Origin of the sequence: Kribbella sp. NPDC051620 (assembly GCF_044453825.1) — a bacterium.
In the GTDB taxonomy this organism is placed as follows: Bacteria; Actinomycetota; Actinomycetes; order Propionibacteriales; family Kribbellaceae; genus Kribbella.
The window spans coordinates 671212-687214 of sequence record NZ_JBITDB010000006.1; the positions used below are offsets into that span (position 1 = coordinate 671212).

Genomic DNA, 16003 nt, shown 5'->3' on the forward strand with positions numbered 1-16003 from the left:
GGCCAAGTTCTGAGCCTAACCAGGCTTGATGTTCTGGTTCAGGTGGAACACGTTACCCGGGTCGTACTCCGCCTTGACCCGGGCAAGCCGGTCATAGTTCTCCCGCCCGTATCCGGCCACCACCCGGTCCTGGCCCTCGTCACCGATGAAGTTCAGGTAGACCGCGCCGGTCGCCCACGGCTTCATCTCGGTACAGAGGTTCCGCGCCCACTCGATCCCCCGCTGATCATCGGCGGGATCGGCCCACATCCCGAAGGGATGGACCACCCAGGCAGCACTCCGATGCGGCAACGGCCACTTGTCGGCATCGCGCGCGACCGCACCGCCCCACGGCACCACCACCTGCTGCGAAGGCGCCGGGTACGGCATGTCGGCCGCACAAGCGGCAAACGCGGCGATCGCCTCGTCGGGGAACTCGCTCAGATGCTCGGCCGACCAGTAGTTCCGGAATCCCGGCGGATCGTCCAGCGCCGACTGGAGCGCCACATAGGGCATTTCGGCGACCATCACGCCTTCCGGCCCGAGATCGAACATCGGCGCAAAGACAGCTCGCGCCTCGTCCTCCGGCCCCGCGTAGAACGCACCCGCGGCCACCAGCCGTTCGCCCTGCAGATGAACCGGCACGAAGTCCTCCGGTGGCCCCGTCAGGTAGATCACGCCACCGCCCAACTCCTCCGGCACCCCTGCCTCGATCAGATTCCGGTACCGGCTGAGGACCTCAGGTCCAGCGGCGGCCGGCCAGAGCAGCATCACCAGCGTCATCGACGTCAGCGGCCGCAGCTTGAACGTCAGCGACGTCGCCACCCCGAAGTTGCCGCCACCACCGTGCAGTGCCCAGAACAACTCGGTGTTCCGGGTCTCGTCGGCAATCACCAACTGCCCATCAGCGGTGATCAGCTCGACCGATACCAGGCTGTCGCACGCCAACCCGAACTTGCGCTCGAGCCAGCCGGACCCACCGCCAAGCGTGAGGCCGGCCACCCCCGTCGTCGACACCCTGCCACCGGTCGTCGCCAGCCAGTACTGCTGACAGGCGCCATCGAGATCCGCCCAGGTCGCACCACCAGCCACCCGTGCCAGCTTGGCTTCCGGGTCGACCTGCACGGACCGCATCTTGCGCAGATCGACCACCAGGCCGCCCTCCGTCACCCCAGCACCCGCAACGCTGTGACCACCCCCTCGTACCGCGATCTCCAAACCCTCCGAGACCCCGTACCGCATCGCCGCGGCGACGTCGGCCGCCGACTCGCACTGCGCGATCACCCTCGGCCGCTTGTCGATCATCGCGTTGAACACCGTCCGGGCCTGGTCGTACGACGGATCGCCCGGCCGGATCACCTCTCCCCCGAAACCGTCCGGCCGCCCCCGATGAGAACCCGGCGAACGCGCCATCGTGTCGGACATGGGAACTCCCCCTTGCCTAGCTGTTCCCCAGTTGACACCCCGATGCTGCTCCCGCGCACCGACCCGGTCAACGCCTCACCCCTTACCGAAGGATGACGCGAATCCCCTGCACACCAAGGGCTTCCAGCCGACTACAGTCGGCATCCTTTGACTGGTCCCGAGCGACAGGACACCCCTTGGCAACCGCTTGCCAGTAAGCTGAACAGCATGACCGCCACCGACGCGCAGACCGCCGCACTGCTGGGTGGACCCGGCCAGGTCCTCTCCGATGCCGACGTCACCGCCTTCATCCACGAGCAACTGGCCGGCGCCGGGCTCGACGGCCGGAGCGTCTGCGTCATCGTCCCGGACGCCACCCGGAGCTGCCCTTTGCCGCTCCTGCTGAACGCAGTCCACGGCGCCCTGACCGGAAAGGTCTCCCGGCTGACGGTGCTCGTTGCCCTCGGCACCCATGCCGAGATGTCCGCTGACGAGCTGCGCACGCATCTTGGCGGCGACTACGACGTGCTCAACCACGAGTGGTGGAAGGAAGAGACCTTCGCCGACCTCGGCATCATCAGCGCGGACCGGATCGGCGAGATCTCCGGCGGCCTGCTGCACGAGGAGGTCCCGGTACGCCTCAACCGCGCAGTCGTCGAGCACGACGTCGCGCTCGTCGTCGGCCCAGTCTTCCCGCACGAGGTGGTCGGCTTCTCCGGCGGCAACAAGTACTTCTTCCCAGGTGTCGCCGGCCAGGAAGTCATCGACCTCTCCCACTGGCTCGGCGCGCTGATCACCAGCGCCGGCATCATCGGCACGCCGGGCATCACCCCGGTGCGCGCTCTCATCGACGAGGCCGCCGCGCTCATCCCCGCCGAGAAGCTCGCGATCAGCGTCGTCGCCCAGTCCGGCACCAATGGCCTGCACGCAGTGGCTTTCGGCGACACCGCATCCTCCTGGCAAGCAGCCGCATCGGTGTCCGCGCAGACCCACGTCCGCTACCTCGACAAGCCGGTACGCCGGGTCGTCTCGCTGATGCCGTCGCGCTATCAAGACATCTGGACGGCCGCGAAGGGCTTCTACAAGGTCGAGCCGGTCGTGGCCGACGGCGGCGAGGTCATCCTGTACGCCCCGCACGTGACCCAGTTGGCCGCGATGCACCCGGAGATCGAGCAGATCGGGTACCACTGCCGCGACTATTTCCTCGGTCAGTGGGATTCGTTCCGCTCGATGCATTGGGGGGTGCTCGCGCACTCGACGCATCTCCGGGGCGCGGGGACCTGGGATCCGGTCGATGGGGAGCGGTGTCGGGTGGACGTCACGCTGGCGACAGGCATACCGGAGGAGGTCGTCCGCGGCGCCAATCTCGGGTACCTGGATCCGGCGGGGTTCGAGCTTGCGCAGTACGAGAGCGACCCGGACACCTTGGTCATCCCGAACGCCGGCGAGATCCTCCATCGACTCCGCTGACAGCGACCTGACTGGCGGGTAACCTTCGCTGGTATGACTGCTCTGGAACAGGTCGAGGTCGCCATCATCGGGTCCGGGTTCGCCGGGATCTGCATGGGTATCAAGCTCCGCCAGGCCGGCTGCGAGAACTTCGTCATCCTGGAGCAGGCCGATCGCCTCGGCGGGACCTGGCGCGACAACACCTACCCGGGCTGCGCGTGCGACGTACCGTCGTACCTGTACTCCTTCTCGTTCGAGCAGAATCCGCGCTGGACCCGGATGTTCGCGCCGTGGGACGAGATCCTCGCCTACCTGGAGCACTGCGCCACGAAGTACGGGATCGCGGACAAGATCCGGTACGGCTCGGACGTCACCGAAGCGGCGTACGACGAAGCCACCGGGCACTGGACCGTCACGGTCAACGGCACCGAGACGCTGCAGGCGCAGGCGCTGGTGAGCGGCGTGGGCAACCTGCACAAGCCGAAGTTCCCGGCGATCGTCGGCCTGGATTCCTTTGCCGGCAAGGCGTTCCACTCGTCGCAGTGGGATCACGAGCACGACCTGACCGGGAAGCGGGTGGCCGTCATCGGGACCGGCGCCTCGGCGGTCCAGTTCGTGCCTCGCGTCGCTGAGCAGGCGGCGCAGGTGGACCTGTACCAGCGGACGCCGCCGTGGGTCACATCCAAGCCCGACCGCGCGATCGGGTCGCTGGAGCGGTCACTGCATGCGCGGTTCCCTGCCGGTCAGCGGGCAATCCGCGACATCATCTTCTGGGGGCTGGAGGCGCGCGGGCTCGGCTTCGCGGGCAACCCTCGATTGATGAAGGGGCTCGAGCTGCAGGCCAAGCGGCAGCTCCGCAAGCAGATCAGCGACCCGGTACTGCGGGAGAAGCTGACGCCCGACTACCAGATCGGCTGCAAGCGGGTCCTCATTTCGAACGACTACTACCCGGCGCTGGCTCGCGACAACGTCGAGGTCGTCACGGACGGGATCGGCCGGGTGACACCGACCGGCGTGGTGACCGCGGACGGGGTCGAGCGGGAGTGCGACACGATCGTGTTCGGGACCGGGTTCGAGGTGTCGGGGAACCTGACCCGGATCAGCATCCTCGGCCGCGACGGGGTCGACCTGGGCGACGCGTGGAAGCAGAACGGGATCGGCGCGCACCTGGGCATCACGGTGGCCGGCTACCCGAACCTGTTCCTGCTGGTCGGCCCGAACACGGCGCTCGGGCACTCGTCGATGGTCTTCATGATCGAGGCGCAGGTCCGATACGTGATGCAGGCGCTGGACTTGCTGCGCCGCCGCAACGCCACCGCGGTCGAGGTGCGCGAGGACGTCCAGGAACGCTTCGTCTCCGAGGTCCAGCACGACCTCGACGGCAGCGTCTGGCAAGGCGGCTGCACCAGTTGGTACCTCGACGACCAGGGCCGCAACTCCACCATCTGGCCCGACTTCACCCTCACCTACTGGCGCCGCACCCGCCGCCTCAACCCAGCCGACTACGTCATCACCCACTGACACCCCTGAGGCACCCCGGACTACTGGAGTAGGAGAGGGCCAGGGTCGGCGTACGACTATAGGTGGAGACGAAGACAGGTCTTTGGACCGACGTTTTCCGCTCGTTTCCGGAGGACTCTAGAAGCATGAACCTCCTCCAGATCCTCAGCACGGTCGTCATCGTCGGCGGTGTGGTGATCACCGCCCTGATCGCCATCATCCCCACCGTCGTAGACCGCTGACCCAGCCCCGCACTCGAGCCGGGCGTGCTTCCACCCCAACCCCCCACGCCCCGGTAGCAGGCCAGGCGCCCCACCTACCGAGCGCTCGAGTGCGGCCGCCCCACACCCGAAGAGTCCTCGGGGGGCTCATCGGTGGTGGAGCAAGCAGGAGTACGACGAGCAGCTGGTGGCGCGCAGCGCCACCGCTAGCTCACCCACCGGGTGCGGGCAACGCGCCATTCGCACCTCCAGAACCGCCGACGCCGGCCGTCCCCGTAGGGGCGGCCGGCGTCGGTGGTTCTGTTTATTGCTTGGGGCAACAGAAGTATGAGGGAAACAAGGGGTTCTGCTACCCCGGGAGGACCACAAGACAGGTCTAGGGACCGATGGGCAGAACGGATTTCCGGCGGATTCTGAAGGTATGGAAATTCTTCAGGTACTCGGGTCAGCAGCGATCGTGGTCGGCATCTTGCTCACGGTCCTGATCGCCATCGTTCCCACCGTCGTGGACAGATAGGAGTCAGCTGACGGACAGATGACCGAGCAGGTCCTGCCGGGTGAGCACGCCCACCGGCTTCCCGTCGTCCAGCACCATCAGGGCGTCCCGGCCCTCCAGCAGCTCGACCGCCTGCGTCACCGACTCGCCCGCACCCAGCGACGGCAGCGCCGGGTCCATGTGCAGTTCGACGATGTCCGCGAGCCGCGCCTTCCCGGAGTACAGGGCGTCCATCAGCGTCCGCTCCGACACCGAACCAGCAACCTCGGCCGCCATGATCGGCGGCTCCGCGCGCACCACGGGCATCTGCGATACGCCGTACTCGCGCAGGATCTCGACCGCCTCGGCGATCGTCTCGTGCGGGTGGATGTGCACCAGCGGCGGCAGGCTGCCGTCCTTGCGCGCGAGCACCTCGCCCAGCGTCGCCCCCTGCCGCTCGTGCGCCAGGAACCCGTACTGCGCCAGCCACTCGTCGTTGAACACCTTCGTCAGATACCCACGCCCACCATCCGGCAGCAGCACGACGATGACCGCGTCCGGGTCATCCAGCTCCTTGGCCAGCCGAATGGCAGCCGCGGCCGCCATCCCAGCAGATCCGCCGACGAGCATCGCCTCTTCCCGCGCCAGCCGCCGCGTCACCGCGAACGAGTCGGCGTCGGAGACCTCGATGATCCGGTCGCAGATGTCGCGGTCGTACGTCTCCGGCCAGAAGTCCTCACCGACGCCCTCGACCAGGTACGGCCGGCCGGACCCACCGGAGTACACAGAACCCTCCGGGTCCGCCCCGATGATCTGGACGCGCCCGCCGGAGACCTCCTTCAGGTACTTCCCGGTGCCGCTGATCGTGCCGCCGGTACCGACGCCCGCCACGAAGTGGGTGATCTTGCCGTCGGTCTGCTCCCAGAGCTCCGGCCCGGTCGACTCGTAGTGCGAGATCGGGTTGTTCACGTTGGCGTACTGGTTCGGCTTCCAGGCGCCCTCGATCTCGCGGACCAGCCGGTCGGAGACGTTGTAGTACGAGTCCGGGTGCTCCGGCGCGACCGCGGTCGGGCAGACCACCACCTCGGCGCCGTACGCCTTGAGCACGTTGCGCTTGTCCTCGCTGACCTTGTCCGGGCAGACGAAGACGCACTTGTAGCCCTTGGCCTGGGCAACCATCGCCAGCCCGACGCCGGTGTTGCCGGAGGTCGGCTCGACGATCGTGCCACCCGGCTTGAGCTCGCCGGAGGCCTCGGCCGCCTCGATCATCCGCTTGGCGATCCGGTCCTTCACGGACCCGCCCGGGTTGAAGTACTCGACCTTCGCGAGCACCAGCGGCTTGGCACCGTCGGTGGTCTTCGAAAGCCGCACGAGCGGCGTGTTGCCGACCAGGTCCAGGAGAGATTCTGAGTAGCGCACAGTCTCACTGTACGAGACCAGTGTGCCCTCAGCGACATCGCTCGAACGATGGCGGCGTCCAGGTGCGTGCATCGCAAGGCGGAGAAGCGTCCTCGATGCCCTGGCATCGTGGACGTTTCTCCAACGCCGCGAGGTGCGTGCCTGGGCGCCGCCATCGTTCGAGCGATGTCGCTGAGGGCACACTTAGCGCGCCGTTCCCCTATTTCACTTGCTTCGGCATCACACCGTGTAATCCTGGGTCTATGACAAAAGCCCGGGCCGCCAAGAAACTGGCCCAGGCCGCAGCCTTCGGTGGCGGGGGACTCGGACTGATCGGGGCGACGCTGTACGGCGTACTGACCGCGGAAGCGCGGTATGCCAAGCACGTCATCGGTCCGATGAAGGCTCACCCGGCCAAGGGCGACGGCCTGTACGGTCGGTACCCAGGTCGCCCGATCACGCTCGCGATGATCGGCGACTCCAGTGCAGCCGGATACGGCACTTCCTCGCCCGACGAGACCCCCGGCGTACTGCTCGCCAGCGGTCTCGCCGACCTGGCGAAGCGCCCGGTCCGGCTCGTCGACGTGTCCCGAACGGGGGCCAAGTCCGTCGACCTGGCCGGCCAGGTCGACAATGCTCTCCTCGCCGGCCCGCACGTGGCCGCGATCCTGATCGGCGTCAACGACGTGAAGGCGCAGGTGCCGCCGTCGACCTCCGTCCGGCTGCTCGAAGCCGCCGTACGCCGGCTGCGCGCCGCGAACTGCGAGGTCGTCGTGGGCACCTGCCCGGACCTCGGCGTCGTCCGGCCGATCATGCCGCCGCTGCGCCAGGTGGCCCGCTCGTGGAGCCAGCGGCTGGCGGCTGCACAGACCATCAGCGTGGTCGAGGCCGGTGGCCGTACGGTGTCGATGGGCTCCCTGCTGAGCGAGGCCTTCCGCACCAACCCGTCGATGTGGGGGCCGGACAACTTCCACCCCTCCGTCACCGGGTACGCCGCCGCGTCGGCCGCGTTGCTGCCGTCCGTTGCCGCCGCGATGGGGATCGGGCCGGAGTCGTACATCTATCCGGAGCCGTTCCGGGGTGAGGCGGTGCTGCCGATCGCGGAGGCCGCGGTACAGGCCGCCCGGACCGCTGGTACCGAGGTCGCCGCCACCGAGGTGGCCGGTCACGAGCGCGGTCCGCGTGGTCGCTGGGCCGAGCTCCGGCACCGTCGTCGCCATCCCGAGGTCGAGGTCGAGCGGGTCGAGGCTGAGGGTGTCGAGGAAGGCGTCGGCGGCACCGCGGACGCAGTACCCGTTGGGAAATAGAGCGTCCGCTGAGCGTTGACTTTCATGAAGAAGGGCTTGCACGCAACGTCTTCCTGATGCACAGTCGAATGACTACGCGATACCCCGGATGAAACGGGAGGCGAAGATGGGCTTGAACCACTCCGAGGAGACGCACCAACGTCTGGTGGAGAAGGTGCCCAGATGCACTGGACGTGAGATGGCCGAGTGGTTCAGGTTGATGAACGACGGACCGTCGTTCCTGCGCTTCGACGACAGGGTGAGATGGCTCTCCAGCGAGTACGCCCTCGCACACGGGCACGCCACAGCCATCGTCCATGAGTACGACCTCGCCAAGGCGCACAGGCGAATGGGCTGACGAGCCGAACAGGAGACTGAATTTTTCGCCGAAGACCTGCCCTTTCAGGTGGAGGGGCAGGTCTTCGTTGCATGCAGTCGCCTGAGACAACGTCCGGCATGACGAAGGCCCGGTTCCTCCACCTGAAGGAACCGGGCCTTGTCGGGTAGTACTAGTTGTTGCCGCAGTGCTAGTTGTTACCGCGAAGGATCGCGAGGATCTTCAGCAGGTTGATGTACAGCCAGACCAGCGTGACGGTCAGGCCGAACGCGGCCCGCCAGGCCTCTTGCTGCGGGGCTCCGGCGCGAACACCCTGCTCGACCATGTCGAAGTCGAGGATCAGGTTGAACACGGCCAGGCCGACGCCGAGGACGGCGAACAACAGGCCCATCGCGCCGAACCCGCCGATACCGGTGTGGTAGCCGAACAGGCTGGCGACGAAGTTGACCAGCAGCACGCCGGCGAAGGCCATCGTGCCGATGACGACCATCTTGGTGAAGCGTGGCGTCACCTTGATCGCGAAGTACTTGTAGGTCGCCAGGGTCAGCGCGAACGTCACCATGGTCGCCAGGACGGCTTGCACGATGACATCGGAGCTGCCGACGTAGCCGGCGATGAACTTGCTGAAGATTCCGAGGAACGCGCCCTCGACCGCGGCGTAGGCGATCACCAGCGCCGGGTTGATCTTGCGCGAGAACGACAGCACCATCGCCAGCGCGAAGCCCAGCAGCGCCGACGCGATGAACACCGGCGACACCAGCCGGTCCGGAATCACGTTCCAGGCCACCGCGGCACCGGCGATGACGACACCCAGCGTGATGCTGGTCTTGACGATGACGTCGTCCAACGTCATCGGACGGCTGTTGGCGGGGGCACCTTGGTACTGCTGGCCCGGCATTCCGGGTCCGCCGTACTGGCCGGGCTGACCGTAAGGACCGGGCTGACCGTACGGAGCTGCCCCGGGATAGGCCTGGCCTTGGCCAGGCGCAAACGCACTCGACCGGTTCAGGACCGGGTTACTGCTCTGCATGTCATCCTCCTGATAACCCACTGTGGGTCGTACCTGGATACTACGGGCCCACCCTTAACAACGCCTGAGGATCAACCAGGTGTTCCCCAAGCGATATCCCTAAGCCAGAACAGGTTGCACAACCCAACCGCTCAGGCGGCGGCGACCTTCTCCCCCAACATCCGCAGCCGCTCGGCAGCCATCGGGGCCGACCCGGCCCACAGCCAGCGGAGGCGATACCTCCACCCGATCGGCTTCGGATCCCCCAACCGGCTGGTCAGCCACGCCACCACCCGATCACGACCGATGACCTCGCACAACATCCGGTCGGACCGGCGGAGGAGGCTGCGCGTCATGACGAACGCCAGCAGCACATGCACCAACTGGGTCAGCAGGTAGGCGATCGCCAGCGCTGCGAGCAACCCAAGCAACGCCAGGAACCTGTTGTCCGTGATCTGGCCTACGACCAGGCCGCCGACCACGCAGAGGGCCAGCAACGATCCTCCCTCGATCCACCTGAACCTCTTCGGCCAGCGTTCGACCCCCAGCCGCCCTTGCACGAATCCCTGCGTGATCAGTATTTCCTGCTCTTCCACGGAGTGGAAGTCGCCCACGTGATCGTGCACCGTGAGGATCAAACCTCCGGCCGGGTTCGGCGTGATCTGGATGCAGCTCTGGTCGTGCACGCCGCCATCGACCCAGATCAGCGTCGGCATCGGGTAGCCGAGCCGCCCCGACAGCTCCCCCACCCACGCATACATCTCCTGCTCGTTCACCCGCGAATGATGGCGTACGGCCGCCGATCGCGCCAGGAAACTGCTGCTTCGGCCGGCGGTGGACGCGGTGCGGCGTCGTACCTGTATGGGCAAGTACGACGCCGGGACCGGTGGCCACCCAGGATGTGGTTCTTCCCGCAGGCCAGTTCAGGGGTTACTTCAAGGGTTACGCAGAGTGGTCTCCTGGGAGGCGAGGGCCGCGCCGACCTGGTCGGCGAGAGCGACAGCGACCAGGCGCTGCTCGAGGTCGGGGCGCGAGATCCGGCTCGCCGCGGTCAACAGGAACCGGCCCTGGACGACGCCGGCGTGCTGGACCACCAACTCGATCTCGGCGTCGGTCGGCAGCCCGTCGCGCTCGACCTTGATCAGCCGATCCCGCCGGGAGACCGAGCCGTCCGGGTTCAGCTGCGGCGAGTGCTCACGCTTGCCACCGGCAAGGAATCGGCAACCGTCGATACGTAGTACGGCGGTGAGCTCCGTCCGCACCTGGTCGATCACCTCGGCCGTCGACCCACCCGCCGCGATCGCCTTCGACGTGGTCATGACGCCGGCCAGATACCCGGTCTGCCGACTGGCCCGAGCTTGTTGCCGCCGGCCCCAGATCGCGATCTCGGTCACCGCCGCGCCGATCACAACGAGCAGAATCGTCGTCTCGATGTCGTCCTGGTTCTCGATCGTCAGCCGGTTGTAGGGCACCGTCAGGAAGAAGTCGAACCAGACCGCGCTCGACACCGCCGCCACCACCCCGGCCGGCCGCACCCCGAAAGACGCCACCGCCACAATCACCAGCACCAGCAGCAACGCCGCATTGGCATTGTCAAAACTGCGCCTGAACGGCGCAACCACCACACAAACGATCAAGGGGGCGAACACCGCGCCCGTCAGCACCGGATTCCGGTAACTCTCCACACCTCCATTGATACGCCCCGCAGCCCAACATTCCAACGCCTCTCACCAGACTCTGACAAAGTCACCGGACGTTCAGCCGCCCGTTGACGCTCACGGCTGCTCGGCCTCGCCTCGCCGCTCCGACCTGCGATCGGTAACACCAAGGCAGACGTGACCGATACGTTCAGTGAGGATCGGCAGTTCGGGGGCGGTCCCAAAATGGGATGGGGATGTTCGGTGTGGAGCGGTCGTTCGCTGGATGGGGTACTCGACTGACAACCGTCGTCCTGATGGCCGTCACGACAGGATGCGTGGTCAACAACCCGACCGTTCAGCCACCAGCCGTCTCCGGACCTCCGGCATCGGTGGCGTCCCTGCCCTCGGCTCCAGCCAAAACGCCAGCTCCGCCCATCACCAGTCGACCAGCCAGTACTGCGAGAGTGCCCGCGCTGTCAGGCCCAGGTACCTACTCGTTCGCGTTCGGGGATGCCCGAGGGACCATCCAGGTACCGACGCCGCGGACCGATCCGCGCCTTCAGCGGTACGGCGACTACCGGCGCCTCGCGAAAGCTCCTGTCGTGACCTACTTGATCGCAACCGTCGACAACCGATCGAACGACACAATCAACATGTACAAGGTCATCGTCGTCACCAAGGAAGGGCGCCAGATAGAGGCAACCGCCGTCAGCGACTTCGTCGACGAGTGGTGCGACGCGTTCGCGGGCGAGGACGGCGACGCCACGAAGTACAACCGAGGGGTGAAGCTGTCCAACGAGAGCCAGTTCTACCTGCTCCCCGGAGCGAGGGGCACCGCGATCCTCGCCACGAAAAGCCCCATCTCCAGCGTGAAGCGGGTCTTCGTCTACCCGGCGGGCCTTTTCAGCCGGGTAGAGGCCCACCGCACAAGCTAGCTTGGCCGAATGGACAAATCGGTGGTGCAACCCGTCGAGCGCTCCCGCCCGTTGCAGGCCGCGGATGAACGCGCGACTCTGAACAGCTTGCTCGATTTCCTCCGCGACACGGTCGTGAACAAGGTCGCCGGTCTCACCGACGAGCAGGCCGCCACCCGCTCCGTCCCCGCTTCAGCCCTGACCCCCGCCGGCCTGGTCAAACACCTCACCGGCACCGAACGCTTCTGGTTCGCCATCGACTTCGCCGCCCAGGACATCGAATGGCCCTGGCCCGATGACAACCCCCACGGCAACTTCTTGTTGGCACCTGAAGACACCCTCTCGGCCTTGGTAGCCGCCTACCAAGCCGAATGCACCCGCTCCCGCGCCGTAGTAGCCGCCGCCTCATCTCTCGACGACATGGCCCAAGGCAAAGGCATGACCTTCAACCTCCGCTACGCCCTCACCCACATGATCGAAGAAACCGCCAGACACCTAGGCCACCTGGACCTCCTCCGAGAATCCCTCGACGGCACCACCGGCCAATAAGGTCCCCCACATGAGCCTTCTGCTGGGTTGGGGCCAACGAATCAGACGCTGGCCGAAGTTCAAAGACTCGGAGACGGCGTGGGTGGACAATCGCCCCAGCGACATCAAGGTCGTCACCACCAACAGGCTCGAGGAACTGATGGCCTTGGCCGCGCGGACACCGGGGGTGAGCTCCGGCCGCCCCGCGTGGCTGGAGCAGCACCGAAGCCAACTTGGAGCCCACTACATCCTGGCCGCCGGACCACAGCCTCCCGATCACTACCTCTGCTTCGTCACCAGCGAACTCGCCGGTGAACCAACCGGGTACTACCGCCTCGACATCCACCAGCGCACCTTCCACGCGTCACCGGACATCTCCCCGGACCTGCTGCTGACATTCGCTCACCGCAACCTGATCGCGCTAGGGCCGATCCCGCCGGAGCCCAGCACCCTGCAAGCCGACCACGACTTCCTGGGAGGCCTAGATGACCACCACTGATCAGCAGGCAACCGACCGCTCCGAGCTCGAGCGGATGGTGGACGCGTTCTTCTCGGCCTTCACCTCTGGTGAGGGAGTCGCGGCACGCCTCGACGTACTGCGGCAACTCCTCATCCCCCAAGCCGTCATCGTCCGGACCTGCGGCAGCGAGCCGGCCGTCTACGGCGTCGAGGACTTCATCGCCCCACGCCAAGCCCTGCTCGAAGGCGGCACGCTGACCGACTTCCACGAATGGGCACTTGGCGGAAGTACCGAGATCTGGGGCGACATCGCCCACTGGTGGGGCGCCTACGCCAAGGCAGGCACCCAAAACGGCGAACCCTTCACCGGCCGCGGCAGAAAAATCATCCAATTCATCCGTACCACCGAAGGCTGGCGAATCTCCGCCGCAGCCTGGGACGACGAACGCCCCGGCCTCACAATCGACTAGTCGAACGGCCCGCGCGTCCCACCCACCTCATGCGATTCCCAGCACTCAAAGAGATTCACCCGCCCTGCGCCATCGAATCCGCCGACATCGACACATCCAGGCACCCGGATACTCCCGCGCCCGCTGGACAATCACCCGATGCGACGCAACCAGGCCGAACCGGACACGGCCGGCCCAGACACCGCTTGCAACCGCGGATTCCTGTCCCGATGGACAGGACATACTCACGCTCCCCGGCGACGCCCCCGCCTGCCACAGGTCCCACGAGCCGCCGATTCGGCACTATGTCCTGTCGAACGGAACACAACGCCGAGAACAGGGCCGGATCGTCTGGTAGACCTGCGCAGATGACGAGGCTTCAGGATTTCGTTGTGCAGGAACTGGTTGAGACGGAGCGACTACCTCAACTGATGGACTTGTTCACCTCAGCCTGGTGGATGACCGACCGCACCCCGGACGACGTCACAAGAATGGTAAGGGAGTCCGACCTGGTCCTGTCCGTGATCCACACTCCGTCCGACCAACTCGTCGGCTTCACCAGAGTCCTCACCGACTACACCTACGTAGCGCTTGTCCTGGACGTACTGGTCAGCGACAACTTCCGCGGCTCCGGCCTAGGCGCCACCCTCATGGACTCCGTCGTCCACCACCCGCGCCTCACCGGCGTACAAAGCATCGAACTAGTCTGCCAACCCAACCTCATCCCCTTCTACCGCCGCTGGGCCTTCACCGACGAGGTGGGCAGCTCCCATCTAATGCGCCGAACCAAAAACCCAAGACTCACACCCCCCGGCGCGCAGGGCGGGGCCGACTAGTCGCCCACGAAGCGGAGTGTGCTTTCTGGAAGGTTTCGGCAGGTCGACGCCAACGCACGGAGGCGGAGCAGTCCTCTGTGCTGAAGGCCTGGGGCGACAGAGCCGATAAGCCGATCTATTTCTGGGACCAGTGCGTCCATGTCATCGGGAGAGAAGGCCGTCTGGTCGAATGGTCCCACCCGACTGAGCTGCTGATACGCGGTTGCGTCGACCGGCAGCAGTTCGTCGAAGTCCCCGGCGCCATCGAACGTGCCACCCGATGGATCCGGAAGCCGGATTACCGCACCGCCAGATGCAACAAGCTCGGCGCGAATTCCCATGCCGACATCATGCCTTGCGAATTCGCCGGTCATGAATACAACCCGCCCGAACCGCTCGCAGGGCAGTGAACTGCGACCGCCGATGTAGCCGTGGGCCGGTGTTTCGGTCAGGCTGGGGTGAGGAGGCAGAACTCGTTGCCTTCTGGGTCGGCTAGGACCGTCCACGGGACATCGCTCTGGCCTAGGTCGATGGGGGTGGCGCCGAGGGAGCGGAGTCTGGCGGCCTCTGTCTCCAGGTCGTCAGCTGGGTATGGGCGGAGGTCGAGGTGGACTCGGTTCCACACAGTCTTCACGTCGGGTGTACGGATGAACTCCAGGTATGGGCCGACGCCCTTGGCGGAGCGAAGTACCGCGTTGTGGTCGGTCACTTCGAGCAGGGCCCAGTCCATCGCCTCGCCCCAGAAGCGGGCCATGGCTCGCGGATCCGCGCAGTCAACCACCACTGCCGCGATCGGTCCGGTGTCTCGGTAGACCGGCCGGGGTTCCAGCACGCAGAACTCGTTGCCCTCTGGGTCGGCCATGACCGTCCACGGGGCGTCGCCCTGACCCACGTCGGCGAGTGTTGCGCCGAGGTCCGTGAGTCGCCCGACCAGCTCCGCCTGATGGACCGCGGAGGTGGTAGCGAGGTCAACGTGCACGCGGTTCTTCACCGTCTTGGGCTCCGGTGAGACGACAAGGTCGATGCAGACGGCGACGGGGTCGGGATAGACGAAGCCCTCCGGCTCAAGATTCGTCACGCCCGGCCCCTCGCTGGAGATCTCCCAACCAAGCGCCTCCGCCCAGAACCCGCCCAACGCGGCGTCATCCCGAGCCTTCATATTGATCTGAACAAGCCGCGTCGCCATGCCGCCGATGCTAACGAAGGTCGGCGCCCTTCACTTCACAGTGTCGTCACGAGCCGATACGAACTCCCAGTCGTCTGCGATGTCGTCCCAGTCGATGGCACCAAAGGGCGGCGCAAACCCCACGTCGCGAAACCAGTGATCAGACCACTGCGACTCAACGAGCGCCAGGTGCTTCATCAAGCCCCCCAACGTCATATCAGTCGGTATCCCGGTGAGGCGCTGGCAAGAGCGCGTGCTGTTTACGGCGTGACGGTGATGTCCAGCAGCGGCGACAGCATGGTGCCGCTGTCGGTGCGCATGGCGATGACTAGCCGCCATTGTCCTGGCGGTACGGCGTACCCCAGGTCGGGAACCATCGAGGCTGTTCCGATCAGAACCGGCACAGGGCGGCTCTGATGAGGTTCGATCGCAAAGCCCACGCGAGACGCGTGGAGTGGGCCGACGTACAGACCGACGATGCCGCCGGAACTGTCGGTCACCCCTGAGGTCAGAGCACCGTGGGTGAAGAGCACCTGCTCATGCGCAGTCCGATTGGTTACCAGCACATCCTCGTGCGTGGACCGGCCGGTCCGCACCGACAACGGTGACAGGGGTTCCACGTCGAGGCCGGCGGATTCGGCGGGTACTCCGCGCAGCTGGGGCAGGTCCGCGCTCAGCCACAGCTGTCTGGCCGGGAAGGTCATTGCCCCGACCTCTAGATCCAGGAGGCTCCCGTACTTGGCGTTCAGCGTGGCCGCGATGTCGGTTGCCCAGGCGGCCAACTGGATGTGGAAAGGCGGCTCACGCCGCTCCCTGTCGGGGCTTGGGCCGACGACGATCGCACCCGGTGACTCCTCATACAACCGGCGCAGATCCACCCGCAAACTCTGCCAACCAGTCATACCCAGACGGTATCGGAACCGTGCCCTCAACGACCCCCACGCCGAGGACGATCAAACCCTGGACGGGCCGTCG

18 protein-coding genes are annotated in these 16003 nt (G+C 66.3%); 10 read left to right on the plus strand and 8 right to left on the minus strand.

The genetic code is table 11. From position 1 onward, the window contains the following. Positions 1-15 precede the first annotated feature (15 nt). Positions 16-1404 carry an FAD-binding oxidoreductase gene (locus tag ACIA12_RS32865; protein ID WP_396371106.1) on the minus strand — a complete coding sequence of 463 codons (1389 nt, stop codon included), beginning with the start codon at positions 1402-1404 and terminating at the stop codon, positions 16-18. Between the two features lie 207 nt (positions 1405-1611). Here ACIA12_RS32865 and ACIA12_RS32870 point away from each other — a divergent pair, with 207 nt between their 5' ends. Continuing rightward, positions 1612-2853, plus strand: coding sequence for a lactate racemase domain-containing protein (locus ACIA12_RS32870; protein WP_396371107.1), 1242 nt, complete (start codon positions 1612-1614; stop codon positions 2851-2853). 33 nt (positions 2854-2886) lie between these two features. Next, positions 2887-4353: a flavin-containing monooxygenase gene (locus ACIA12_RS32875; RefSeq protein ID WP_396371108.1), complete on the plus strand. Its 1467-nt coding sequence runs from the start codon at positions 2887-2889 to the stop codon at positions 4351-4353. 720 nt (positions 4354-5073) lie between these two features. Here the strand turns inward: ACIA12_RS32875 and ACIA12_RS32880 are convergent. After that, on the minus strand, positions 5074-6447 hold the full coding sequence (locus tag ACIA12_RS32880) for a cystathionine beta-synthase (protein WP_396371109.1): 1374 nt from the start codon (positions 6445-6447) through the stop codon (positions 5074-5076). A 242-nt stretch (positions 6448-6689) separates the two neighbouring features. On the opposite strand from ACIA12_RS32880, the gene ACIA12_RS32885 reads away from it, so the two are divergent. Both ACIA12_RS32885 and ACIA12_RS32890 read left to right on the plus strand, forming a co-directional pair. After that, the gene (locus tag ACIA12_RS32885) at positions 6690-7733 is read left to right on the plus strand and encodes an SGNH/GDSL hydrolase family protein (protein ID WP_396371110.1); all 1044 of its coding nucleotides are present in this window, start codon (positions 6690-6692) and stop codon (positions 7731-7733) included. Between the two features lie 106 nt (positions 7734-7839). Continuing rightward, the gene (locus ACIA12_RS32890; RefSeq protein WP_396371111.1) at positions 7840-8070 is read left to right on the plus strand and encodes a DUF4287 domain-containing protein; all 231 of its coding nucleotides are present in this window, start codon (positions 7840-7842) and stop codon (positions 8068-8070) included. Positions 8071-8239: 169 nt separating this feature from the next. On the opposite strand, the gene ACIA12_RS32895 is transcribed toward ACIA12_RS32890, so the two are convergent. The 3 genes from ACIA12_RS32895 to ACIA12_RS32905 form a co-directional block, all read right to left on the minus strand. Then, positions 8240-9079, minus strand: a complete 840-nt coding sequence (locus tag ACIA12_RS32895) for a Bax inhibitor-1/YccA family protein (protein ID WP_396371112.1) — start codon at positions 9077-9079, stop codon at positions 8240-8242. Positions 9080-9210: 131 nt separating this feature from the next. Next, complete coding sequence (locus ACIA12_RS32900) at positions 9211-9834, minus strand: hypothetical protein (protein ID WP_396371113.1); 624 nt, start codon at positions 9832-9834, stop codon at positions 9211-9213. Between the two features lie 159 nt (positions 9835-9993). Next, positions 9994-10743: a DUF4118 domain-containing protein gene (locus ACIA12_RS32905; protein WP_396371114.1), complete on the minus strand. Its 750-nt coding sequence runs from the start codon at positions 10741-10743 to the stop codon at positions 9994-9996. Positions 10744-11300: 557 nt separating this feature from the next. On the opposite strand from ACIA12_RS32905, the gene ACIA12_RS32910 reads away from it, so the two are divergent. The 6 genes from ACIA12_RS32910 (at position 11301) to ACIA12_RS32935 (ending at position 14273) form a co-directional block, all read left to right on the plus strand. Continuing rightward, positions 11301-11633 (plus strand): hypothetical protein, encoded by a 333-nt coding sequence (locus ACIA12_RS32910; RefSeq protein WP_396371116.1) that lies wholly within the window; start codon positions 11301-11303, stop codon positions 11631-11633. 9 nt (positions 11634-11642) lie between these two features. Then, on the plus strand, positions 11643-12161 hold the full coding sequence (locus tag ACIA12_RS32915) for a DinB family protein (protein ID WP_396371118.1): 519 nt from the start codon (positions 11643-11645) through the stop codon (positions 12159-12161). A gap of 10 nt (positions 12162-12171) precedes the next feature. Next, the gene (locus ACIA12_RS32920) at positions 12172-12639 is read left to right on the plus strand and encodes a hypothetical protein (RefSeq protein ID WP_396371119.1); all 468 of its coding nucleotides are present in this window, start codon (positions 12172-12174) and stop codon (positions 12637-12639) included. Next, on the plus strand, positions 12626-13069 hold the full coding sequence (locus ACIA12_RS32925; protein ID WP_396371120.1) for a DUF4440 domain-containing protein: 444 nt from the start codon (positions 12626-12628) through the stop codon (positions 13067-13069). Before ACIA12_RS32920 ends, ACIA12_RS32925 begins: the two co-directional genes overlap by 14 nt. Before the next feature lie 347 nt (positions 13070-13416). Then, on the plus strand, positions 13417-13884 hold the full coding sequence (locus ACIA12_RS32930) for a GNAT family N-acetyltransferase (RefSeq protein WP_396371121.1): 468 nt from the start codon (positions 13417-13419) through the stop codon (positions 13882-13884). A 77-nt stretch (positions 13885-13961) separates the two neighbouring features. Then, positions 13962-14273 (plus strand): hypothetical protein, encoded by a 312-nt coding sequence (locus ACIA12_RS32935; RefSeq protein WP_396371122.1) that lies wholly within the window; start codon positions 13962-13964, stop codon positions 14271-14273. Positions 14274-14311: 38 nt separating this feature from the next. Here ACIA12_RS32935 and ACIA12_RS32940 read toward each other — a convergent pair whose 3' ends face one another. From ACIA12_RS32940 to ACIA12_RS32950, 3 genes are read right to left on the minus strand one after another with little or no spacing between them, the layout of a single operon-like run. Further along, positions 14312-15049, minus strand: a complete 738-nt coding sequence (locus tag ACIA12_RS32940; RefSeq protein WP_396371123.1) for a VOC family protein — start codon at positions 15047-15049, stop codon at positions 14312-14314. 30 nt (positions 15050-15079) lie between these two features. Next, positions 15080-15229, minus strand: coding sequence for a hypothetical protein (locus ACIA12_RS32945; protein ID WP_396371124.1), 150 nt, complete (start codon positions 15227-15229; stop codon positions 15080-15082). 59 nt (positions 15230-15288) lie between these two features. Beyond that, on the minus strand, positions 15289-15930 hold the full coding sequence (locus ACIA12_RS32950) for a hypothetical protein (protein WP_396371125.1): 642 nt from the start codon (positions 15928-15930) through the stop codon (positions 15289-15291). Between the last annotated feature and the right edge of the window lie 73 nt (positions 15931-16003).